The organism is Arthrobacter sp. NPDC080082 (assembly GCF_040686595.1).
Lineage (GTDB): Bacteria > Actinomycetota > Actinomycetes > Actinomycetales > Micrococcaceae > Arthrobacter.
Window position 1 is genome coordinate 293,357 of record NZ_JBFBKQ010000005.1, and the last position, 23,188, is coordinate 316,544.

18 protein-coding genes are annotated in these 23,188 nt (G+C 70.4%); 6 read left to right on the forward strand and 12 right to left on the reverse strand.

The features are described from left to right. Positions 1-5 precede the first annotated feature (5 nt). A complete protein-coding gene (locus tag AB0O44_RS12455) occupies positions 6-524 on the forward strand; it encodes a DinB family protein (protein ID WP_364137758.1) in 519 nt (172 codons plus the stop codon). Between the two features lie 21 nt (positions 525-545). Here the strand turns inward: AB0O44_RS12455 and AB0O44_RS12460 are convergent, their stop codons facing one another. From AB0O44_RS12460 to AB0O44_RS12475, 4 genes are read right to left on the reverse strand one after another with little or no spacing between them, the layout of a single operon-like run. After that, the gene (locus AB0O44_RS12460) at positions 546-1,346 is read right to left on the reverse strand and encodes an ABC transporter permease subunit (protein WP_364137760.1); all 801 of its coding nucleotides are present in this window, start codon (positions 1,344-1,346) and stop codon (positions 546-548) included. Further along, on the reverse strand, positions 1,336-2,340 hold the full coding sequence (locus AB0O44_RS12465; protein ID WP_364137762.1) for an ABC transporter ATP-binding protein: 1,005 nt from the start codon (positions 2,338-2,340) through the stop codon (positions 1,336-1,338). Before AB0O44_RS12465 ends, AB0O44_RS12460 begins: the two co-directional genes overlap by 11 nt. Before the next feature lie 60 nt (positions 2,341-2,400). Next, positions 2,401-2,784, reverse strand: a complete 384-nt coding sequence (locus AB0O44_RS12470) for a VOC family protein (protein ID WP_364137764.1) — start codon at positions 2,782-2,784, stop codon at positions 2,401-2,403. 56 nt (positions 2,785-2,840) lie between these two features. Further along, complete coding sequence (locus AB0O44_RS12475) at positions 2,841-3,848, reverse strand: GNAT family N-acetyltransferase (RefSeq protein WP_364137766.1); 1,008 nt, start codon at positions 3,846-3,848, stop codon at positions 2,841-2,843. A gap of 160 nt (positions 3,849-4,008) precedes the next feature. Here AB0O44_RS12475 and AB0O44_RS12480 point away from each other — a divergent pair, with 160 nt between their 5' ends. Continuing rightward, positions 4,009-5,109 (forward strand): sodium:calcium antiporter, encoded by a 1,101-nt coding sequence (locus AB0O44_RS12480; RefSeq protein WP_364137768.1) that lies wholly within the window; start codon positions 4,009-4,011, stop codon positions 5,107-5,109. 50 nt (positions 5,110-5,159) lie between these two features. Here the strand turns inward: AB0O44_RS12480 and cydD are convergent, their stop codons facing one another. The 3 genes from cydD to AB0O44_RS12495 are packed head-to-tail and all read right to left on the reverse strand — an operon-like array spanning position 5,160 to position 11,449. Continuing rightward, on the reverse strand, positions 5,160-8,744 hold the full coding sequence (cydD, locus tag AB0O44_RS12485) for a thiol reductant ABC exporter subunit CydD (RefSeq protein ID WP_364137770.1): 3,585 nt from the start codon (positions 8,742-8,744) through the stop codon (positions 5,160-5,162). 6 nt (positions 8,745-8,750) lie between these two features. Next, positions 8,751-9,800: a cytochrome d ubiquinol oxidase subunit II gene (gene cydB, locus AB0O44_RS12490; RefSeq protein WP_364137772.1), complete on the reverse strand. Its 1,050-nt coding sequence runs from the start codon at positions 9,798-9,800 to the stop codon at positions 8,751-8,753. 50 nt (positions 9,801-9,850) lie between these two features. Next, complete coding sequence (locus tag AB0O44_RS12495; protein ID WP_364137774.1) at positions 9,851-11,449, reverse strand: cytochrome ubiquinol oxidase subunit I; 1,599 nt, start codon at positions 11,447-11,449, stop codon at positions 9,851-9,853. 288 nt (positions 11,450-11,737) lie between these two features. Between AB0O44_RS12495 and AB0O44_RS12500 the strand changes: the two genes are divergently transcribed. After that, a complete protein-coding gene (locus AB0O44_RS12500) occupies positions 11,738-12,124 on the forward strand; it encodes a BlaI/MecI/CopY family transcriptional regulator (protein WP_364137776.1) in 387 nt (128 codons plus the stop codon). 5 nt (positions 12,125-12,129) lie between these two features. Continuing rightward, positions 12,130-13,128 (forward strand): M56 family metallopeptidase, encoded by a 999-nt coding sequence (locus AB0O44_RS12505; protein ID WP_364137778.1) that lies wholly within the window; start codon positions 12,130-12,132, stop codon positions 13,126-13,128. A gap of 18 nt (positions 13,129-13,146) precedes the next feature. Here the strand turns inward: AB0O44_RS12505 and AB0O44_RS12510 are convergent, their stop codons facing one another. Further along, on the reverse strand, positions 13,147-15,255 hold the full coding sequence (locus AB0O44_RS12510) for a DNA topoisomerase IV subunit B (RefSeq protein ID WP_290258139.1): 2,109 nt from the start codon (positions 15,253-15,255) through the stop codon (positions 13,147-13,149). Between the two features lie 217 nt (positions 15,256-15,472). Here AB0O44_RS12510 and AB0O44_RS12515 point away from each other — a divergent pair, with 217 nt between their 5' ends. After that, positions 15,473-15,694, forward strand: coding sequence for a hypothetical protein (locus AB0O44_RS12515; RefSeq protein WP_290258140.1), 222 nt, complete (start codon positions 15,473-15,475; stop codon positions 15,692-15,694). A gap of 222 nt (positions 15,695-15,916) precedes the next feature. Here the strand turns inward: AB0O44_RS12515 and AB0O44_RS12520 are convergent, their stop codons facing one another. The 4 genes from AB0O44_RS12520 to AB0O44_RS12535 form a co-directional block, all read right to left on the reverse strand. Then, the gene (locus tag AB0O44_RS12520) at positions 15,917-17,248 is read right to left on the reverse strand and encodes an RNA polymerase sigma factor (protein WP_290258141.1); all 1,332 of its coding nucleotides are present in this window, start codon (positions 17,246-17,248) and stop codon (positions 15,917-15,919) included. 245 nt (positions 17,249-17,493) lie between these two features. Then, entirely contained in the window at positions 17,494-18,873 is a 1,380-nt protein-coding gene (locus tag AB0O44_RS12525; protein WP_364137781.1) for a DUF4192 family protein, read from the reverse strand. An 85-nt stretch (positions 18,874-18,958) separates the two neighbouring features. After that, positions 18,959-20,302: an MFS transporter gene (locus tag AB0O44_RS12530; protein ID WP_364137783.1), complete on the reverse strand. Its 1,344-nt coding sequence runs from the start codon at positions 20,300-20,302 to the stop codon at positions 18,959-18,961. Between the two features lie 35 nt (positions 20,303-20,337). After that, the gene (locus AB0O44_RS12535) at positions 20,338-21,276 is read right to left on the reverse strand and encodes a PAC2 family protein (RefSeq protein ID WP_364137785.1); all 939 of its coding nucleotides are present in this window, start codon (positions 21,274-21,276) and stop codon (positions 20,338-20,340) included. 345 nt (positions 21,277-21,621) lie between these two features. Between AB0O44_RS12535 and AB0O44_RS12540 the strand changes: the two genes are divergently transcribed. Further along, a complete protein-coding gene (locus tag AB0O44_RS12540) occupies positions 21,622-23,148 on the forward strand; it encodes a leucyl aminopeptidase (protein WP_364137787.1) in 1,527 nt (508 codons plus the stop codon). The last annotated feature ends 40 nt before the right edge of the window (positions 23,149-23,188 follow it).

The following is a 23,188-nucleotide window of genomic DNA, read 5'->3' on the forward strand; positions in this document are numbered from 1 at the left end:
CTGGCATGCCTATCGTCCCGGACGCAAAAGACTGGACCTGGGTGCTCGGCACCCCCTGCCCCGAGTGCGGCTTCCACGCCTCCGCCTGGACCCCGGCGATGGCGCCGGACCACATTACGGCCATGTTGCCCCGCTGGCGGGCCGTCCTCCGGCGACCGAACGTGGCCGTGCGGCCGGAGGATGACACCTGGTCGCCGCTGGAGTATGCCTGCCACGTCCGCGACGTCTTTGAGCTCTTCAACCAGCGCCTCCACCTCATGCTCAGCCAGGACGACGCCCGCTTCGAGGACTGGGACCAGGACCGGACCGCGGTCGAGCTGGATTACGCCGGAGCCCAGCCGGCCACGGTGAGCGACGAGCTGACGGCCCGCGGCCAGGAAATCGCGGCGTCCTTCGCCCGCGTCCCGGAGAGCGACTGGGGCCGGAAGGGCACCCGCAGCAACGGCTCGGAGTTCACGGTGCTGACCTTTTCGCAGTACTTCCTGCACGACGTCGTCCATCATCTCCACGACGTGGCCGGCTAGCGCGGCCTGACCGCCCGGCGTTCAGGCCGGGATGTCCCGGCGGCGGAAGCCGACGACGGCGGCCCCGGCCAGGACTGCAATGGTCGCCACCGAGACCAGCACCGAGTCCCAGGCGATGCCCGTGCGCAGCGGGTCGTGGTCGATGTACTGGTAGAACGGAGAGAGTTTCTGCAGCCGGTCGAAGACGTCCACCAGCGGGGCCAGCGCGTTCACGATGTACGCAAGAACCGCCAGGGCGGCCGGAATGCCGCGGCTCAGCCCGGTCCGGCCCGTGGCGGCTGAGAGGGCCAGCGCGAGGGTGCCGAAGACGACGCCGAGCAGGGCCAGGTGCAGCATGGTGGCCGCCACCTTGTCCGCGGGCAGGTCCAGCTCCACCAGCCGGCCCTCGAGCACCAGTGCGGCTCCGGTCACGGCCGCCAGCAGGAAGGTGCCCGCCGCCATCGCGAGGAACTTCTCCAGCACCACGCGCCAGCGGCCCACCGGGTTGGACAGCAACAGGTCCATGGTGTGCCGGTCCTCCTCGCCGCCGATCGCGCCGGCGCCGGTCCCGACGGCGTAGATCAGGACGGCGATCGGCCCCATGAAGGACAGCAGCTCGATCTGGATGTAGCCGGTGGGCGTGGACATATCCGCGCCGGTGGTGGCGAACATGGAGCGGAAGGCCTCGGGCATTTGGTCGATGAAGTCGCTCATGGACGGCTGGGCCCTGATCGAGGGCCAGACGGCGGCGTACATCGCCACGATCAGGGCCAGCGAAACGGACCAGGCGGCGAGGCCCCGGGCCTGGTCGCGGAGGGTCTTCAGCAGCACGTTAGGACGCACGGGAGTCCTCCCCGTCGTCGCCGGCCTCGACGGGTTCCCCTGTGCCCGCGCCGGCCGCTGTCCCCGCACCGGCGGCTGTCCTGGTCCCCGTGCCGGTGCCGCCGTTGCCGTAGTAGCTCAGGAAGGTCTCCTCCAAGGGCGCCTCGGAGCACTCGAAATCCTCCACCCGGCGGGCGCTGATGCGCTTCAGCAGCGCGTCCAGGGCCGCCTGCGGTGCGTTGCAGCTCAGTGCCCGCTCCTCCACCACAATGTCCCGCACGCCGGGCAGCCCGGCGAAGTCGGCGGCGGAGACGTCGTCGCCGAAGCGGGCCCGCACCCGGTGCAGGGAGCGGGCCGCGAGATCCTGCAGGCGTTCGACGGCCACCAGGCGCCCGGCCCGGACGACGCCGATCCGGTCCGCGACCCGTTCCACCTCGCCGAGGACATGTGAGGAGAATAGGGCGGAGCCGCCCTCGGCCGTGTGTTCGCGCAGGATCTCGTGGAAGACCTGCTGGACGAGCGGGTCGATGCCGCTGGTGGGCTCGTCCAGGATCAGCAGCCGCGGCCGGGACATGACGGCGAGCACCACCGCCAGTTTCTGCCGGTTGCCGCGGGAAAGCGTGCGGGCCGGTTTACCGAGGTCCAGCCCCAGGCTGGCCGCCAGCTTAGCGGCCAGCCCGGCGTCGTCCCGGTGACGCAGCCGGGCGCAGTAAGCAACGTGCTGGTGGCCGGTGAGCCGGTCATAGAGCGCCGGTTCGCCGGGGACGTAACCCACCCTCCGGTGTGCCTCCACCGGCTGGCGCCAGGCGTCCAGGCCCAACACGCGCGCGGTCCCGGCCGTGGGGCGCAGCAGCCCCATCAGCAACCGGATGGTGGTGGTCTTGCCGGCGCCGTTGGGTCCCAGGTAGCCGAAGACCTCGCCGGGTTCGATGCCGAAGCTGACGCCCTCCAGCGCCGTGTTCCGGCCGAATCTCTTCGTGAGGCCGTCCAGCCGGACCAGGGCTTCCGCGCACATGCGACGAGTGTCTCCGGCGTTCCCCGTCCCGGCCAGAGTCCTAGGACCCGCCGGCAGGGCTCACATGCCGGAGTTGAGGTTCAGGATGTTCCCCTCGCTGTCCAGGAACCAGGCCGCGGAGTTGCCGTCCGGCAGGGTCGCGATGCCGTTCTCGGTTTTCAGGCCCGGGAAGTCGTAGTCCTCGAAGACCACGCCCTTTCCGCGCAGTTCCTCGACGGCGGCCGGCAGGTCCGGCACCATCCAGCCCATCTGCGTGTTCTTCGCAGTCCCGGCGTTCGGCGTGAGGTACAGCATGAATCTGCTCCCGGAGCCGCAGGTGTACTGCAGGTTGTCCTGGGCATCCTGGTTGTCAGGTTCGAGCCCGAGCTTGTCGCGGTAGAAAGCGCGGGCGCGGGCGATATCCGCGGCCGGCAACACGGCGCCGACCGGCTGGTCTTTGAGCATGGTGATATCCCTTTCCAGGCCCTTCCCCCACTTAGGATTTTACGCCTCCGCGGGGCTCAGAGCTCCTTGTCCCAGGCCATGCTGCGGTTGACGGCCCGGTAGCCGAGGGCGGTGTAGAGCGCCAGGGCGCCGGTGGGGTTTTCGGAGTCGACGTCGAGCGAGGCCTTGTCCATGCCCGCCGTGGTGAAGCGGCGCATCGCCTCGGCCAGCAGCGCCCGGGCGATGCCCCGGCCGCGGTAGTCCCGGCGGACCCCGAGCAGGTCCGTGTACCCCTCGGTGAAGCCGCGTTCGACGGCGATGTCCGGGTCGTGGCTGGCCAGCTGGTAGCCGGCGACCCGGCCGTTGTCGGCGTCCAGGACCACGCAGCTCAGGTCCGGCCGGGCCAACGGGTCGTTCACGACAAAGCCCCAGGCCTCCTCGTCCCGCGGTTCGCTGCCCCAGTGGTCGCGGAAGGCGTCGTTGTGGGCCTGCCGCACCTCCTCGTGCAGCGCGGGACCGAAGTCGGCCAGCTCGAGCCCGCCGTCGAGGCGGTAAGCGGGCAGTGGGTCCGTCAGGGGGCGGTGCATCTCGTTGTAGTAGCGGACCACCCGATAGCCATGCCGTTCGAAGAGCCGGGCCTCGCGGGCATGTGCTTCCTCGGAGTGGAGGCGGAGCCTGGGGGTTGCCGGTTCCACGTTTGCTTCGGCGTCGTCGGCAAAGCGCCGCCGGGTCCGCTCCTCCAGCCAGGCCAGGACGCCGCCGCCCACCCCGCTGCCCTGCCATGCGGGATCCACGCAGCCGAACCCGACGGCCTTCCCGCCGTCGGTGTTCTTCGTCAGCCGACCGTAGGCGCGCGCGGTTCCCTGCCCGTCGAAACCAAGGATGGTGTTCGCGGCGACCGGGTTCTGCCGGGAGGACAGGATCTGCGCCAGGTCCTCGCGGCGTTCGTACCAGACGGGGTGTTCGACGGCGGCGGTCCGGGCGATCAGCGCCGCCCAGGCGTCCAGGTCGCCGGGCCCCGCGGGGCGCCAGGACAGCCGGCCATCCAGGGCCTGGCGGGGGTCGCTGTCGTCACGGCTCATCATCGGGTCAGGCTATCCGACCCTCGGGTCCGGCTCCAGCAGTGGGCGGCTCCCGGCTCCCTCCCAGGGTACTGGTCATAGAGTAAGTAGCCTGACGATCTGCGCGGTGCACGGCCGCGGGAGCTGTGGCCGGGTGTTCCTCCGGCCGGGATGGGAGCACGTGATGGAGTCGTTGCCGCTGTGGGCCTTGGCCTTGATCTTCGCCGGGGCCGCCGCCGTGATTTGGGTGGCCGGCATCCAGTTGTCCAAACAGACGGATGTGCTCGATGCCCGATTTCGGCTGGGCTCGGCCCTGGGCGGGTTGATCCTGTTGGCGCTGGCCACGAACCTGCCGGAGATCGCCATTACCGTCAGCGCCGCACTGGCCGGGAATGTGGGCGTGGCGGTGGGCAACATCCTGGGTGGCATCGCCATCCAGACGGTGGTCCTGGTCGTCCTCGACGTCGTCGGGACCAAGGGCGGCAAGCCGCTGAGTTACCGCGCCGCGTCCCTGACCCTGGTCATCGAGGCCATCACGGTGGTGGGTGTGCTGGGCGTGGTCATCGCCGGGAGCCAGATGCCTCCGGGGCTGGTCCTGTTCCGGCTCACCCCGGCCGCGGTGCTGATCGCCGTGATCTGGCTGCTGGGCCTGCTCCTGGTGCAGCGGTCGCAGAAGTCGCTGCCCTGGCACGCCCATGGTCAGGCCCCCGATGGGCAGTCCGCGCCCAAGGGCCACGCGAAGGCCTCGGCGCAGAATTCGTCGCAGACGTCGGGACGGTCCGACGCCGCGTCGTCCCGGAATAAGACCGGCACCGGCAAGGCGCTGGGGATCTTCCTGGTCGCGGCGGCCGCCACGCTGGGATCCGGCGTGCTGCTGGAGCGCAGCGGCGACGCGATCGCCGGTCAGATCGGCCTCTCCGGCGTTCTCTTCGGCGCCACGCTCCTGGCCCTGGCCACCTCCCTGCCGGAAATATCCACCGGCCTGGCCTCGGTCCGGCAGGGTGACTTCCAACTGGCGGTCAGCGACATCTTCGGCGGCAACGCTTTCCTGCCGGTGCTGTTCCTCGTGGCCGTCCTGATCTCGGGTACGCCGGTACTCCCCCAGGCCCACGCCTCGGACATCTATCTGACGGCGCTGGCCATCCTGCTGACGCTGGTCTACATGCTGGGGCTGCTGTTCCGGCCGGCGAGCCGGGTGCTGGGCATGGGTGTGGACTCGCTGGTGGTGCTGGTGCTGTACATGGTCGGCGTGGCAGGGCTCTTCGCGGTCGCCTCCTCGGGCTGAGCACCTGGCCCGGCCCAATGACGGGCGTCAGGCCCTGCCGGAGACGGGCGTCAGGCCCGGCCGCTCACTCCGGCCGGTTCCCGCACAGCGGCGTTTTCGTCCAGGTCCAGCCGCGCGTCGGCGGGATCGACGTCGTCCGGGTTGTGGGTGACCAGGACAACCGTCCGGTCCGCCAGCCCGCGCCGCAGTTCGGCCAGCAGGGCGCGGCCGGCCTCCGCGTCCAGGTGGGCGGTGGGCTCGTCGAGCAGGATGATGTCCGCCCCAGTCAGCAGGGTGCGGGCCACGGCCAGGCGCTGGCGTTCGCCGCCGCTGAGGAAGGCACCGCCCGGGCCGACGGGGGTGTCCAGTCCACGTTCCAGGCGGGCCAGCAGCGGCGTCAGGCCGACGGCGGACACCGCGTCCCTCAGGCGGCGCTCCACGTCTACCCTGTCAGGCGATCCGTCAGGTGCGCCCTCGGCCGCGCCGTCGCCGGGGCGGGGTCCCCCGGGCAGTCCGAGCATCAGGTTGCCGCGGATGGTCGAGTCGAACAGGTGGGCCTCCTGCGGGCACCAGGCGGTGCGGCCGGTCAGCCTCAGTTCGCCGTCGGCGGCCGGGAGGAACCCGAGCAGGACGGCCAGCAGTGTCGACTTCCCGGAGCCGGATCCGCCCGTGACGGCGAGCCAGCGGCCGGGTTCCGCCGTCGCGGTCAGGCCCTCGAACACCGACGGGCCGCCGGGCCAGGCAGCGGCAAGGTCCACGGCCGCCAGGCCAGGACGGCCGTCCTGCCGCGGCGCCAGCGCAATCAGGCCGCCGTCGGGACCGCCGGCGCCGTACGAGCCCCGGTCCGCTGCCAGGAGGCCCGACTCCCCGATCCGCCGCAGCACCGTGCGAAGCGCGGGGTACTGACGGACCGCCGTCGTCATCGCCGCATAGGGTTCGATCAGCGCCAGTTGGAGCAGCACCACCACCGCCACCACGGCCGGCTGCGCGGACCCGGCGAGGGCCTGCGGGGCGGCGAGCACGGCGCAGCCCAGCGCGGCGGATCCGCCGGCCAGGACCGTCAGGGCGTGTCCCAGCCCCTCGGCAACGGCGGAGCGCCGGACCGCATCCGTGGCGGCCTGGTCATCGCGCCGGATGGCGGCCAGCACGGGACCGCCGACGCCGTTGGCCTGGAGTTCGGCGCGCGCGTCCAGGGCGGCGGCCACCCGGCGCAGCACGCCCGAGCGCAGGCGCTGCTCGGCGCTGGCGGACCTGCGGTCGGCGTATAGGGCCAGCGCCGGTGCGGCCACCAGGCTGGCAACGGCGGCGGCGGCCACCGCCGGGAGTACCTCCGGGAGCAGGAGCCCCACCCCGGTGAGGGCTGCGGCTGCGACGGCGACGGCGGTCAGCGGCGGCAGCACGACGCGCGGCAGCAGATCCCGGACGGTGTCGACGTCGTCGACGACGGCACCCAGGACGTTGCCACCCTGCAGCAGGCGGCGCAGTGACAGGGCCCGGCGGCTCAGCGACTCCCACAGCTGGCCCCGGAGCCGGGTCAGGGCGGTGAAGACGGCGTCGTGGAGCAGCAGCCGTTCGGCGTAGCGCAGCGCGGCCCGGCCCACGCCGAAGAAGCGCACCCCCACGATGGCGGTCAACAGGTAGAGGATGGGCGGCTGCTCGCTGGCGCGGATGATGAGCCAGCCGGAGAGGCCGGCGAGGGCGACGGCGAACAGCGCGGCCAGCACGCCCACGACGCCGGCGGCGGTGAAGCGTCCGGCCACCGGCGCCAGCAGCCTCCCCAGCCGTGCGACGGCGCCGGGGGTCCCTACGGAGGCCGAGGGGGCGTTCGTTTGATCCGCGCGGTCGGAATTCAGGCCATCGGAGGGTTCCGGACGGCCCGTGGCGGCCAGGACGGCGCGCTCGGCGAGGCGATCGACTGGAGTTGGGCTGGTTACGGCCACGGTTGAGGGGCGGGTCATTGCGGGGCCGGCGGATGCCGGTGCCGCGGCCGTTACGGCACCGCCGCCGGTCGTACCGCCGTCGGCCGCGGGCGCGCCGATCCGCACCACGGTGTCCGCCAGTTCGCGGGTCTGCCGGTCGTGGGCCACCAGCAGCACGGTGGCCCGGCCGCGCAACCCGGTGAGGGCGGCGCTGACGGCGTCGGCCGAGGTCCGGTCCAGGTGTGCCGTGGGTTCGTCCAGCAGCAGGACGGTGGCGCCGGCGGCGATCCGTGCGAGGCCGCGGGCCACGGCCACCCGGCGCAACTCGCCGGGACTCAGCTCGGCGGGGTGCTTCGCGGCCAGGTGTTCCGCCGCGCAGGCGGCAAGGCAGCGCCGCGCCTCAGTCTTAGCCTTAGCCCCGGCCTCGCGGGACGCGTCGTCCGGGGCCGTGTCCGCGCCGCCCAGGTACAGCAGCACCTCATCCAGCACCGTGTCGGCCACCATGACCGGGTGCTGCGGCACCCACGCCACGTCGGCGGCCGCATACCCGGACACGCGGCCTTCCAGGATCGTCCCGGTGTCCGCACCGATGGTGCCCGCCAGCACTCCCAGGATGGTGCTCTTGCCGGCGCCGCTGGGGCCATCGAGGGCCGTGATGCGTCCCGCGGGCGCGGTGAAGTCCAGCGGCCCGACGGCGTCGCCGTCTCGGCCCGGGTAGCGCACCCGCAGCCCGCTGACGGCGACAGCGGGAGGCACAGCGGCAGCGGGCTCCGGAGTGCCGTCCGCCGGCAGCAGCGGCTCCGGCCGGGGGGCATCCAGCACTTCGGTGGTGTCGGCGAGCGCGGCACGGCCCTCGTCGCTGGCGTGGTGCGCGGTGCCGAGTTCGCGCAGCGGGAGGTAGTAGTCGGGGGCGAGGATCAGGGCCAGCAGGCCGGCCTCGAGGCCCATCTCCCCGTGGACCAGGCGGACGCCGATGAACACCGCCACGACGGCCACGGAAAGGGTGGCGATGAGTTCCAGCGCCAGGGCGGAGAGGAACGCGGTGCGCAGGGTGCCCATGGTCCGGGTCCGGTATTCCTCGGAGATGTCCTCCAGGGCCTTGCGCTGGGCGCTGGCCCGGCCCAGGCCCACCAGCACGGGCAGGCCCTTGGCCAGTTCCAGCATGTGGCCGGAGAGCCGGGCCAGCGTGGACTGCGCCTCCCGGACCCGTTCCTCCGTATACCGGCCGATCAGGATCATGAACAGCGGCACCAGGGGCACGGTCAGGACGATCACCACGGCGCTGACCCAGTCGGCGAAGAGGATCCGGGCGCCCAGGAGCAGCGGGATGGCCGCGCAGTTGACCAGCGCCGGCAGGAACTGCGTGTAGTAGTTATCCAGCGCGTCCAGTCCGCGCGTGGTGAGCACCGCCAGTCCGCCGTCGGACGGCCCGGCGGCGCGGGTGCCCGTCTGCAGGGCCCGTTCCAGAAGCTGCGAGCGCAGCTCCTCCTTGACCCCCAGCGCGGCACGGCGCGCGGCGACGGCCTGTCCCCACGTGGTGAGTGCCCTCAGCACCACGCCGGCCAGGCCCCAGCCCAACTGTTCGGCCCACGCCTCCTGGTGGCCGGCCAGTCCCGTCAGCATGCCTGCGACCGCCTGGCCCATCAGCACCAGGGACAGGGCCTTCAGGGCGGCGAGGAGCCCCAGCAGGTAGAGCGCGGAGCGGGTGGCAGGGCCGGAGGGGAACTGCGGTCTCATCGGCGCCTAGTCCTTGGGCGCCAGGGCCCGGGAGGCGATGGCGGGCAGGAAGCTGTGCGCCTCCGGGATGTGGGCGCTGCTGACCCGGCGCCGGAACACCCAGTAGGTCCAGGCCTGGTAGGCGAGCACCAGCGGCAGGCCGATGCAGGCGACGATCGTCATCAGGCCCAGCGTGTAGTCGGAGGAGGAGGCGTTGGAGATGGTCAGGTTGAAGGCCGGATCCAGGGTGGAGGGCAGCACCACCGGGAACGCGGCGCCGAACACCGAGGCGGTGCCGAGGACCAGGAACACGCCCAGGGAGAGGAATGCCTTGCCCTCGGCGCCGCCGCGGGCGAAGTTCCAGGCTGCGGCGGCCGCGACGACGGCGGCCACCACGGCGGCGATGGTCCAGGCCTTGCCGCCCTGGAACTGCATGACGACCGCCCAGCCGGCGATGGGCAGGAGGAGCACCGGCAGCAGCCGGACGAACCACTGCCGCGCCCGGTGCCGGACCTCGCCGTCGGTCTTCAACGCCAGGAACGCCAGCGCGTGGACCAGGGAAAAGCCGACGACGGCGAGCCCGCCGAGCACGGCGTAGGCGTTGAACCAAGCGAAGGGGCCGCCCACGCGGTCACCGTTGGCATTCACCGGCAGGCCGGTGGTGGTCAGGCCCAGGGCGGCGCCGACGCCGAAGGCCGCCACCAGGGAGCCGAGGGCGATCGCCCAGTCCCAGCGGGCGCGCCACTGCGGGGTGTCCACCTTGCCGCGGTACTCGAAGGCCACGGCCCGGAAGATCAGCGCCACCAGCACCAGCAGCAGCGGCAGGTACAGGGCGGAGAAGAGCGAGGCGTACCAAAGCGGGAAGGCCGCGAAGGTGGCCCCGCCCGCGGTCAGCAGCCAGACCTCGTTGCCGTCCCACACCGGTCCGATGGTGTTCAGCAGCACGCGGCGCTCGGTGTTGTTCCGGGCGAAGAGCTTCATCAGCATGCCGACGCCCAGGTCGAAGCCTTCGAGGAAGAGGTAGCCGGTCCACAGCACCGCAATGGCGATGAACCAGGTCGTGGGGAGCAGTTCCATGCGGGGTGTCCTCTGTCAGTATCGGGTCGGGTACGGGGTGGGCGGGGCGCTCAGTAGGCGAAGGCCAGGACGTCGTCGGCGCCCGGCGTTCCGGGAGTGCCGCCCGGGGGCGTCTTGTCCTCGTTCTCGTCCGCCGGGACGTGCGCGAGCTCCGGCATGGCGGACACCACGCCGCCGCGGACGTACTTGACCAGCAGCTTCACCTCCACCACCAGCAGGAGCGCGTAGACGGCGGTCAGCACCACCAGCGAGGTGATCAGTTCCCCGGCGGACACCCCCGGGGAGACGGCGGCGGCGGTGAACATGAAGACCTGGTCGATGCCGCTAGCGTCCGGGTTGGGCGCGACGACGAAGGGCTGGCGGCCCATCTCGGTGAAGATCCAGCCGGCGGCGTTGGCGCCGAAGGGGGCCAGGATGCCGAAGACGGCCAGCCGCATCAGGCCGCGGGAGGCCGGAACGGTGCCCTTGCGGGTGGCCCAGAGCGCGGCGGCGGCAGCGGCCGCGGCGAGGCCGCCGAAACCGATCATCATCCGGAAGCCCCAGTAGGTGACCTCCATGACGGGGACGTACTGGATTTCCTTGCCGGCGCGGTCGCCGTAGATGGGGCTGTCCGGCAGGTGGGTGCCGTAGTCGGCCTTGTACTGTTCCAGCAGGCTGTTGACGCCCTTGACCTCGGTGCTGAAGTCGCCCTTGGCCAGGAAGGAGAGCAGGCCCGGCACCTCGATGACGGCGACGACGTCGTCGCAGTTCTTGGAGCCGACGTTGCCGATGCTCAGGATGGAGAAGCCGGTCCCGTCGTGGCAGGCGGCCTCCGCGGCGGCCATCTTCATGGGCTGTTGGACGAACATCAGCTTCCCTTGCAGGTCGCCGGTGACGGCGGTGCCGGCGAAGGAGATCATGGCGACGACGGCGCCGATCCGCAGCGAGCGGATCCAGACGGCGTGGTCGGCACGGTCGCGGCCCGGGACGGTGGACTCGCCGGGGATGACCCGGCCGTCGGCACCGACCGTGTCGATCCCGTCATACCGGCGGCGCCACAGGTGGTACCAGGCGATGCCGAGCAGGAACGCGCCGGCGACGGCGAGGGCGCCGAAGAGCGTGTGGGGCACGGCCACGAGGGCCGTGTTGTTGGTGAACACGGCCCACGCGTCGGTCATGACCGGGCGGCCGTTGATCATCTCGACACCTACTGGGTGCTGCATCCAGCTGTTGGCCACGATGATGAAGTAGGCCGAGAGCGCGGAGCCGATGACAGCGATCCAGAGGCAGGCCAGGTGGACGCCGCGCTTGAGCTGCTTCCAGCCGAAGATCCAGAGGCCCAGGAAGGTGGACTCGACGAAGAACGCGAGCAGCGCCTCGAGGGCCAGCGGGGCGCCGAAGACGTCCCCGACGAAGCGGCTGTACTCGCTCCAGGCCATGCCGAACTGGAATTCCTGCACGATGCCGGTGGCGACGCCCATGATGAAGTTGATCAGGAACAGCTTGCCCCAGAACTTGGTCATGCGGAGGTATTCGGGCTTGCCGGTGCGGTACCAGAGGGTCTGGATCACCGCCACCACCAGGCCCAGGCCGATCGTCAGCGGCACCATCATGAAGTGATAGACGGTGGTGATCCCGAATTGCCAGCGTGCAATTTCCAAGGCGTCCATGGCAGTCCCTTTGGTTAGGTTCCCGAGAGTTTTCTACAGTTCGTAGAATTGCTACTTCTACAGAGTGTAGAACATCGGCCGGACCGTACGCACCCAGCGTGGCACGGCTCACCCCGGGCCGCAACGGACCGCCGCCGGGCCCCGCACTCGACCCACCGTGACACGCCCGGAGCCCTGTTCTACTGCATGTAGAAAGTCAAGCGAAAAAACGGTAAATTGAAAGCTGTAGTAATTAACGACCTCCCGCGGCAGGTGCCGGCGGGGAGGCATCTTAGAAGGACACAGGCAATGGCAAGTCTTGGGGAACTGGAACGGGCAGTCATGGACTTGCTCTGGGCGGGACAGGAGGCCGCGACGGCCAACACCCTGCGCGACCTGCTGGCCACAAGCACCCGCACCCCCGGCGGTACCGAGGGCCACGAGGGCAAGGACCTGGCCGTCACCACGGTCCTGACCGTCCTCTCCCGGCTGGAGCGCAAGGGCCTGGTGGAGCGTGAACGCGGCACCCGTCCGCACCGCTACCAGGCCGTGTCCAGCCGCGCGGACCACACCGCCGAACTGATGCACGAGGTCCTCGGCTCCGCCCCTGACCGTGAGGCCGTTCTGGCCCGCTTCATCGGCTCCGTCTCGCCCACCGAGGCCGAGACTTTGCGCAAACTGCTGGACCACAGCTAACAGCGGTGTTCTGGACCTCATATTTTCTGGCGGTCCTGGCGATAGCGCTGGCCTGGCCGGTGCCTATCCTCCTGTCGCGCGCCCACTGGCCGGCCCGTTCCCCCTCGACGGCGATGCTGCTCTGGCAGGCGATCGCCCTCGCCGGTGGCCTGTCCATGATCGGCGCCATGCTGGTCTACGGGCTGGAACCCATCGGGGACAACCTGATCGCCGGCCTGCGCGGCCTGGCGGGCATGGTGTTCCGCAACGAACCCACCACCGATCTGGGCTTCTGGCACATCTTCGCGCTCTCCGCGGCCGCGTTGCTGAGCGCCCACCTGGTCTTCACGCTGCTGCTGACCTATTACAAGATCCAGCGGCAGCGCCGGCGGCACCGTGAGCTCCTGGCCCTGCTGGCATCCCCGTCGGCGGAGGCCGCCCGGACCATGGTGATCAGCCACGACTCCCCGGTGGCCTACTGCCTGCCCGGCGGCGCCCGCTCCGTGACTGTCCTCTCCGACGGCCTCATGGCGGCGCTGGAACCCGGCGAGCTGCGGGCGGTCCTCAGCCACGAGAACGCCCACCTCAGCCAGCGGCACCACCTGCTCCTCTGGGCCTTTGCCGCCTGGCGCCAGGCCCTGCCCTGGCTGCCGACCACCCGGCTGGCGCAGGAGGCTGTCAACTCACTGATCGAGATGCTGGCCGACGACGTAGCGCTCAAGACCGAGAGCAAGGCCACGCTGATCAAGGCCATCGCCATCGTGGCCAGCGGCTCGGCCACGGGCACCGGCCCCGGCGCGGCACCGGCGGCGCGAATGGCCTTCGGCAGTTCAGAGGCGGACAGCGCCCAGCCCGGGGCCACCGGCGGGGCCGGTGCCATGGTGACGACGGCGACCCGGGTCAGCCGGCTGCTCTCGCCCCAGCCACCGCTGCCGCAGGGGCTGCGCTATGCGGTGCTGGCGGCCTGCATCCTGCTGCTCGCGGCGCCGACGGCGCTGCTGATTGTGCCCGGCCTGCTCGGCTAGGAGGGTGCCAGTGGCGCCTTAGGCGTCGATGCGTTCCCGGTCCAGGCTGGCGGCGCCGGCGATGATGAAGTCCTTACGCGGGGCGACGTCGGAGCCCATCAGCAGGTCGAAGATCTCCTCGGCCTGGCGGGCGTTCTCCACCCGGACCTTCCGCAGCGTGCGGTGCCGCGGGTCCATGGTGGTCTCGGCGAGCTGCTCGGCGTCCATCTCGCCCAGGCCCTTGTAGCGCTGGATCGGTTCCTTGTAGCGCTTGCCCTCCTTCGCCAGCCGGCCCAGCAGCTGGTGCAGCTCGGCCTCCGAGTAGGTGTAGATCATCTCGTTGGCCTTCTGGCCTGCGTTGATGACCTCCACCCGGTGCAGCGGCGGGACGGCGGCGAAGACGCGGCCCTCGTCGATCATGGGCCGCATGTAGCGGAAGAACAGCGTCAGCAGCAGCGTGCGGATGTGGGCGCCGTCGACGTCGGCGTCGGTCATCAGGATGACCTTGCCGTACCGCGCGGCCGAGATGTCGAAGCTGCGGCCGGAGCCCGCGCCCACCACCTGGATCAGCGCGGCGCATTCGGCGTTGGAGAGCATGTCCCCCACCGAGGCCTTCTGGACGTTGAGGATCTTGCCGCGGATCGGCAGCAGCGCCTGGAAGTCCGAGGAGCGGGCCAGTTTGGCGGTGCCGAGCGCGGAGTCGCCCTCGACGATGAACAGTTCGGAGCGTTCGACGTCGTCCGTGCGGCAGTCCGCGAGCTTGGTCGGCATCGAGGAGGTTTCCAGGGCGTTCTTGCGCCGCTGGGTTTCCTTGTGGACGCGGGCCGAGATGCGGGATTTCATCTCGCTGACGACCTTTTCCAGCAGCAGCGCCGACTGGGCCTTGTCGTTGCGGTTGGCGGAGGTGAGCTTGGCGTTGATTTCCCGCTCCACCACCTTCGCGACGATCGCCCGGACCGCGGAGGTGCCGAGGATTTCCTTGGTCTGGCCCTCGAACTGCGGTTCGGCCAGGCGGACGGTAAGCACGGCGGTGAGCCCGGCGAAGATGTCGTCCTTCTCCAGCTTGTCGTTGCCGGCCTTGAGCTTCCGGGCGTTGGCCTCGACGGCCTTGCGGAAGGTCTTCACCAGGGCCTGCTCGAAGCCGGACTGGTGGGTGCCGCCCTTCGGGGTGGAGATGATGTTGACGAAGCTGCGGACCGTGCTGTCGTAGCCGATGCCCCAGCGCAGGGCCACATCAACTTCGCAGTCGCGTTCGACCTCGGCGAGCTGGCTGTGGCCGCGCTCGTCCAGGACGGGGACGGTCTCCTTGAACTTGCCGGCGCCGTGCAGCCGCCAGACGTCGGTGACCGCCGGGTCCGCGGCGAGGAATTCGACGAATTCGGAGATGCCGCCGTCGTGGTGGAAGACCTCCTCGTGCGGGCCGGCCTCCCCGGGCGTGCCCGGAACTTTCCGCTCGTCGCGCACGGTGAGTTTGAGGCCGGGGACCAGGAAGGAGGTCTGCCGGGCGCGGGCGGTGAGGTCCTCGTAGGAGAACTTGGCGTCCGGGGTGAAGATCTGCCGGTCCGCCCAGTAGCGGATGCGGGTGCCGGTGACGCCGCGCTTGGCCTTGCCGACGACGTCGAGCACGGAGCCGTCGACGAACGGCTCGAAGACCGCGGCCGGGTCGGGGCGGGTACCGGGGTCCTTGAAGCGGCCCGGTTCGCCGCGGCGGAAGGACATCTTGTAGGTCTTGCCGCCGCGGTCCACCTCGACGTCCAGGCGGGAAGAGAGGGCGTTGACCACGGAGGCGCCGACGCCGTGCAGGCCGCCGGAGGCGGTGTAGGAGCCGCCGCCGAACTTGCCGCCGGCGTGCAGCTTGGTGAAGACGACCTCGACGCCGGTGAGGCCGGTCTTGGGTTCGACGTCGATCGGGATGCCGCGGCCGTCGTCGTGGATCTCCACGGAGTTGTCCGCGTGCAGGATGATCTTGATGTCGTGGCCGAAGCCGGCCAGGGCCTCGTCGACGGAGTTGTCGATGATCTCCCAGAGGCAGTGCATCAGGCCGCGCGAGTCCGTGGATCCGATGTACATGCCGGGGCGTTTGCGGACGGCCTCCAGGCCCTCCAGCACGGAAAGGTGCCGGGCGGTGTAATCAGAACTTGGTGCCACGGGTGGGGAACTCCTTCGGTGAAACGCGAAAAATACACTCTTCCTAGCGTAGTCGGCCGCGGGCCGCTCTTTTGGTTGCCACTCCCCGCCGGAATGTGGCCCGGCGCACGCCGTTACGGGGACGTGATACGCGCACAGCGAAAGTGGCCCATCCGTGCCATGGATTGGGAGCGAATGCTGGTTATATAGACGTATCGATCTACTAAGGAGGCCGAACATGACCACAGCAGTTGCGGACCGCACACTCACTACCGCTGACCGGTGTGACCGTTGCGGAGCTCAGGCATATGTCCGCGTTGTCCTCGGAGCCTCCGGCGGTGAGCTTCTCTTCTGCGCCCACCACGCACGCGCCGTTGAACCGAACCTTCGCCCGCTCAGCTCCGACTGGCACGACGAGACGGGCCGCCTCAATGAAAAGGAACCGGTTCCGGTCGACTAAGACCTCCACCTGCGAAGGGCCCCTCCACTGCGGAGGGGCCCTTCGTCGTTTCAACCTGCGGCGCTGATATCCCGGCAACGCCGACCGGGAAGGCCGGCGCCACCCGGCGCATGCGACGGCGGGGTATACGACAGCGGGGCCGCCCTTGCCCGGCCCTGGTGGGCCCGGGCGGGACACGGCCCCGCTGAGGTGTGCCGGCAGTGCCGGCGGTGATGCTGGGACTTAGTCCAGGTAGTCCCGGAGGACCTGCGACCGCGACGGGTGGCGCAGCTTGGACATGGTCTTGGATTCGATCTGGCGGATGCGTTCGCGGGTCACGCCGTAGACCTTGCCGATTTCGTCTAAAGTCTTCGGCTGGCCGTCGGTCAGGCCGAAGCGCATGGCGACGACGCCAGCCTCGCGCTCGGAGAGGGTGTCGAGCACCGAGTGCAGCTGTTCCTGCAGCAGGGTGAAGCTCACCGCATCGGCGGGGACGACGGCCTCGGAGTCCTCGATCAGGTCGCCGAACTCCGAGTCGCCATCCTCACCCAGCGGGGTGTGCAGCGAGATGGGTTCGCGGCCGTACTTCTGGACCTCGACGACCTTTTCCGGGGTCATGTCCAACTCGAGGGCCAGCTCTTCCGGCGTGGGTTCGCGGCCCAGGTCCTGCAGCATCTGGCGCTGGACACGGGCAAGCTTGTTGATGACCTCGACCATGTGCACCGGGATTCGGATGGTGCGGGCCTGATCCGCCATGGCGCGGGTGATGGCCTGGCGGATCCACCAGGTGGCGTAGGTGGAGAACTTGAAGCCCTTGGTGTAGTCGAACTTCTCGACAGCGCGGATGAGGCCCAGGTTGCCTTCCTGGATCAGGTCCAGGAAGAGCATGCCGCGGCCGGTGTAGCGCTTGGCCAGGGAGACCACGAGGCGGAGGTTGGCCTCCAGCAGGTGGTTCTTGGCGCGCTTGCCGTCGTGGATGATGTATTCGAGTTCGCGCTTGAGCTTCGGATCCATGGATCCGTCGTCCGCGGCGAGCTTCTCCTCCGCGAACAGGCCGGCCTCGATGCGGAGCGCGAGGTCGACTTCCTGCTCGGCGTTCAGCAGGGCGACCTTACCGATCTGCTTGAGGTAGTCCTTGACGGGGTCGGCGGTGGCGCCGGCGGACATGACCTGCTGGACCGGGGCGTCGTCGTCATCCGCGTCGGAGTAGACGAAGCCGGATCCGGTAGGGGCTGCGGCAGTCTTGCCGGCCGCCTCCTCGCCCTCCTCGGTCAGTTCGGTGGCGTCGGGCGTGACGTCGTCGAGGTCCTCGTCGACCTCAACTTCGTCAATATCCTCGTCCTGGGACTTGTTGGCGGCCTCGGCGGCGGCCTTCGCGCCGGGCTTGGGGCCGCGCTTCTTGGGCGCAGGCTTGGCGTCGGCGGCGGAGTCGTCGCCCGCGGCGGCGGCCGCATCTTTGGCAGCCTTGTTCGCTGCACGGGTGGCGGCGCGCTTGGCATTCGCCGCCGCCTTCTTCTCCTCGGGGGACAAGACGGCCTGGTCGGCGGGGTCCTTCTTCTGGGAAGACGGGGTCACAGAAAACCTTTCTAGCGGTGGTCTGTGGAATCGCCATACGGGCAACACCACTATGACCCTGTCAAGTCCGTGTTTTCCATCAGGTGAAATCGGGACCAGCAGAGCCACTAGGTAGAACTGCCGGAGCGACCGTAATGTTCCCTGTTTCCAAGGTTCGCTACACACACCAGATACACGGACCCAACCGGGTCTCGACCTTCATTGTCTCATGCTTTTCCGAATCAGGGGCCCGTCCGGCGTCCGGGCTAGGCGGCGTCCGGGTCGAATTTCTGCCAGGCCGACTCCTTCCTGGCCGCCCAGCCGCAGAGGGTTCCGCGCCGGGCCAGCTCTCCCAGCAGCTCCGCGAGCCGGTACCCCGGGTACTCGGCGGCGGCCGCGCCGTAAAGTGCCGCGGCGTAGGAGCCGCGGCCCCGGCACCACTCGATCCAGCCGCGGCTGGTGAGGGCTGCGGCCCGGGACTCCCCGGCGCCGCAGGTGGAGAGAACATCCAGCACAGCGTCCAGTCGCGACAGCCGCCGCCAGTCCGGAGTGACGGGCTCCAGGCCGAGGAGGACCTCCCCGTACCCCGGCGGGGGCGGAAGGGTCCGCGCGGCCGGTCCGGGGCTTCCCGCCGGGGCGTTTCCGGGCGGGGTTATGTTTGCGGGCCGGGTCATTCCGTCCGGCAGCAGGGGGTCGGCGCCCGGCCCTTCGTCCAGCAGGCCGAAGTCCTCCGCTCCGGCGACGGCCGCCCGCCGTCCGGCCGCGGCCAGGACCAGCACCGCATCCCGCCAGGACGCCACGCACAGGGTGGCCCGAAGGTAGCCGGCCAGATCATCCGGCATCCCGCCCGCAGTTTGGGCTGCAGCACTGCTTGGCGCGGGATCCCGATCAGGTGCTGCCGGTGGCCCCTCGAGGACGTGTTCCCAGACGTCGAGGACCGCCTCGAACTGCCGCCGGTCCCGCCAGCGCGTGCCGAACCCGTCGAGGAAGCCCCGCTCAACCGCGGGCACTCCGGCCGGGTCCCGGCCCGGCCGGCTGTGATCCGCCGAACCGCCCATTCCCGCCGGCCCGGACAATCCGGGCGACCCGGCAGGACCGGCGGAGCCCGGCGCCGCACCCACCCGGCTGCCGCGGAACACCATCTCGGCGCTGAGGACGCTGTCGCGGATCTCCTCGATGGGCCGGCCCGGTGGTGCGCAGCAGTCCGGGTCCGAGCAGTGGGCGTTCCGCCAGTACCGCTCCCCCACGATCCAGGCGTCCCGGACCGGCAGCCCCGCGGAGGCCAGCGCGGTCTCCAATTCCCGGAGCAGCCGGTCCACGGACTGCTGCGGCGGCGCCGGGTGGCTGACGGGGCCGGGTTCGGCGCCGTCGCCCTCCGCGGGCGGCGCGGTGAAGAGGGCCAGGAGAGAGCCGTCGGCGTCCCGGTCCGCCACAAGGTAGCCGGCAACAGACCCGGCGAAGGCCCGCAGATGTGCCCGGTCGAATCGGCCGGGGCCGGGAAGGTCGACCCTGAGGGTGGCGCCGAGGCGCTTTCCCTGCATGGTCATCGCCACCACGCTGCTGACCGGCCAATAGCCCAGTGAGTGCGGGATGAAACCGAGAACGTCGGCGGGACCGGAAATTGTCAGGTGATCGGGAGCTGTCATGCCGTCAGCTTCGCCCCGGGCACCGCACGCGGTCAGCAGGTCGGCAACGCTATGTGGATAAGCAGCAGGAAGGAGCGCCCCGGAACTAGCTGACGGTGCCGCCGTCGCGCCGTCGTTCGGCCACGACGCGTCGCTGCCGGGCGATCGCGTCCCGCAGCGGCGGGACCACGACGCCCTGTGCGGCCATCTGCCGGCGGACCTTGCGGCGGATGATGAGGATCGCCGTCGCGCCGCCGCCCAGCAGGATGAAATGCACGCAGAGCGCCACGCGGAAGGCGTCCAGGCTGTAGAGGCCGCCGGGCGAGAGCCCCGCCCCGTGCTGGAAGTCGAGGGCCAGCCCGATCAGGAAGATGGCCAGCAGCGCGGCGATGAAACCACCCACGTTCACGATGCCGGTGGCCGTCCCGATCCGGTGGGCCGGGTTGAAGGTACGGGCGAAGTCGAAGCCGATCATGGAGCCCGGGCCGCCGACGGCCAGCACCACCACCAGGACGGCCAGCAGCCACAGCGGCGACCGCCCGGGCTGCAGCAGGACCGCGGCCCACGCGGCGGCGGTGGCCCCGGAGATCAGCAGCACCATGGTGGAACGGCGCAGCGGGTGCCGCGCGACGAAGCTCCCCATCAACGGACCGGCCACGATCGCGGCGGCGACATAGAGGGCCATCAGCGCGGACACCGTCCCGGCGTTCAGCCCCTGCGCGGAAATCAGGAAGGGGTAGCCCCACGTCATCGCGAAGACGGTGCCGCTGAACTGCACGGTGAAGTGGCTCCAGAGGCCCAGCCGGGTTCCTGGCTGCCGCCAGGCGTCGCCGAGCGACACCCCCGTTGCGCGCAACCCCTGGGCCGGAGCCGGAGCGGGGTGCCCGGGCGGCAGGTCCTGGAGCAGCACCACGGTCAGGACCAGGGCGAGCCCGGACATGCCGGCGAGGGTCAGGAAGGCGGGCGTCCAGCCGGCGGAATGCAGGATCAAGGCGAAGGGCACCACGGAAAAGAGCTGGCCGAGCTGGCCGGACATGCCGGTGAGCTGGGTCAGCAGCGGAACCCGGGAGGCGGCAAACCAAAGCGGGATGAGCCGGATCACGGAGACAAACGTCATCGCATCCCCCGCACCCACCAGGACGCGGCCCAGCACGCCGCCGGGGATGTTGTCGGCGAAGGCGAGCTGGAGCTGGCCCAGTCCCATCAGCAGGGCGCCGCCGGCGAGCATGGCCCGGGACCCGAACCGGTCCACCAGGATGCCCACGGGGATCTGCAACGCCGCGTAGACCAGCAGCTGCAGGACGGTGAAGAAGGAGATCTCGGCCGCGCTGGCGTGGAAGCGGGCGGTGGCTTCGAGGCCGACGACCCCGAAGGAGGTGCGCTGGCTCACGGCAACGAGGTAGGCGAAAACCCCGATGATCCAGATGAGCCAGGCACGGGGGTACGTCACTCCCCCATTATGCCCCCGCGACGGATAAAGATTATTTATTCTCCGGGTTCTTTACGGGCCAGGTAGGCCTCAACGGCGGCCCCGAGGTCGTCGGCGTTGGGCAGCTGGTCGTTCTCGTCGGCCAGCAGCGAGCGGCGGACCGTGCCCTCGGCCTTCTCGTCGTAACGGGTCTCGAGCCGGGACACCACCTGCTGGACGTCTTCGGAGGCCTCGATCTGTTCGGCGATCTGGCGGCCGACCTCCCGGCCCGCCTCGCGGAGCCGGTCGGTGGGGAGCATCAGCGCTGTCGCGGCGCCGAGGTATTCCAGGCCGGCGACGGCGGCGTTCGGATATTCGGCCTCGGCCAGGTAGTGCGGGACGTGGATGACGTAGCCGGCCACGTCCCGGTGGGCGGCTTCGAGGCGCAGCTCCAGGATGTGGCCGATGGCCGCGGGAACCTCAACGGTGGGCTTCCAGACGGAGATGCCCTCGATCAGGTCCGGGCGGTTGCCGTGGACCGTGACGCCGACCGGGCGGGTGTGCGGCACCGGCATCGGGATGGAGTGGATCCAGGCGGTGAGGTTGACGTCGAGTTCCTCCACGATGCCGACGACGGCGCGCGCGAACCGCTCCCACTGCAGGTCCGGTTCGAACCCGGCGAGGAGGAGGAAGGGTTTGCCCAGCCCGTCGCGCAACCGGTACAGGGACAGCCGCGGAACCTGGTAGTCCTGAAGGTGGTCCTCGACGAAGCTGATCTGCGGGCGGCGGGACCGGTAGTCCATCAGCTGATCGGCGTCGAACTCCGCCACCAGCTCCGTGTCGAGGTTGTCGACCAGTTCCGTGGTGATCTGCCGGACCACGTGGCCGGCATCGGCGAAGCCGGTGAAGCCCATCAGCAGATCAAGGCCCCTCAATTCGGGGCTGTGGAACAGCGCGTCGTCACGGACGTACAGCGTTGCCGGATCCAGCAGGGAACCTGTTATCCGTTCCATCACGTATTCCTTTCCTCCATGCGGCCCAAGCGGGGCCGTCTGCCGGGCACAGCGGGCGCCCGGCGGGGCTGCAATGCCTTGGGCGCAGTGCCCGCGTCGCCGCGGCATTCTGTCCCTTTGTCAGGTCCAACGTCCCGGGTGCCGGGCTAATTCCTGCCCCTTACTGTGGGCCACGTCTCAGAAAATGCGGTTCCGGCCGCGGCAAGAGACTACGATCGAAGCTGGCCTGAGGGCCGGCGCGGGTGATGCCGGCGGGACGTACGTCGTTCCCGGTGGCCCGGGTCCCATGGCAGGGCGCCAAACATGCAGTCCCTGCTTACGAAGCACAGAGAATTGAGGACTGTCCTGGTGGTCAAGAATACCGAAGTCAAACTGAGCGCCGTCGCCGGAGACGTGAAGAAGTCCCCCTCCGATGCCCTCGTCGTGGGCGTCGGACAGGGCACCGACGGCCCCGTCCTGCTGGAGAACCCGTTGACCGCCAAGGCCGCCGAGGCCCTCGCCGACTCGCTGGCCGCCCTCGGCGTCACCGGTGCCGCCGACCAGGCACACCGCCTGCCCGGCCTGCCCGAGGCCGGAGCCCCGGTCCTGGTCCTCGCCGGCGTCGGCAAGGTCACGCCCGGCACCGCCCTGGGCGAGGAGGCCCTGCGCCGCGCCGCCGGCTCGGCCATCCGGCAGCTGGCCGGCCTGGGCACCGTGACCCTGGCCCTGCCCGCCCCGGACGCCGCCGCCGTCGCCGCGATCGCCGAGGGTGCGGCCATGGGTGCCTACGCCTACACCGAACACCGCTCCTCCAAGGACGGGCTCAAGGAGCCGGTCCGCAACGTGCGCATCCTCACCGACCTGGCCGCCAGCAAGGGCCTCCTGCAGCCGGCCCTGGACCGCGCCGCGCTGATCGGCAAGGCCGTCAACGCCACCCGCACCCTGGTCAACCAGCCGCCGAGCCACCTCTACCCGGAGACCTTCGCCGAGGCCGCCAAGGACCTGGCCAAGGGCCTGCCGGTCAAGGTGACCGTCTGGGACGAGAAGCGCCTCGAAAAGGACGGCTTCGGCGGCATCCTGGGGGTCGGCAAGGGCTCCACCCGCCAGCCGCGCCTGGTCAAGGTCGAGTACGCGCCGGCCAAGGCCACCGCCAAGGTTGCCCTGGTGGGCAAGGGCATCACCTTCGACACCGGCGGCATCTCGCTCAAGCCGCACCTGGGCATGGGTGAGATGAAGTCGGACATGGCGGGCGCCGCCGTCGTCCTCAATACCGTCCTGGCCCTGGCCGAGATGGGCCTGCCGGTCAAGGCCACCGCCTGGCTCTGCATTGCCGAGAACATGCCCTCCGGTGCCGCGCAGCGCCCCGCCGATGTGCTCACCATCTTCGGCGGCAAGACCGTCGAGGTGTTGAACACCGACGCCGAGGGCCGCCTGGTCATGGCCGACGGCATCGTCGCGGCCAGCGAGGAGCACCCGGACGTGATTATCGACGTCGCTACCCTCACCGGCGCGCAGCTGATCGCCCTGGGCAACCGCACCGCGGGCGTCATGGGCTCCGAGTCCGTCACGGGCGCCCTGAAAGCCGCCGCGGACCGCGCCGGCGAGCTGGTCTGGCCGATGCCGCTGCCGGAGGAACTGCGCCCCAGCCTGGACTCCCAGGTGGCGGACATCGCCAACATCGGCGAACGCCACGGCGGCATGATGACCGCCGCCGTGTTCCTGAAGGAATTCGTCGGCAAGGGCAAGAACGGGGAGCAGATCCCCTGGGCCCACATCGACATCGCCGGCCCGTCCTTCAACAACGGCAGCCCCTACGGCTACAACCACAAGCAGGGCACCGGCTGCACCGTCCGCACCCTGGTGGCCTACGTCGAGGACGTCCTCGCCGCCAAGTAAGCCCTCTTCCGCGGGCCTGTGGCCGGGGCTGATACCCCGG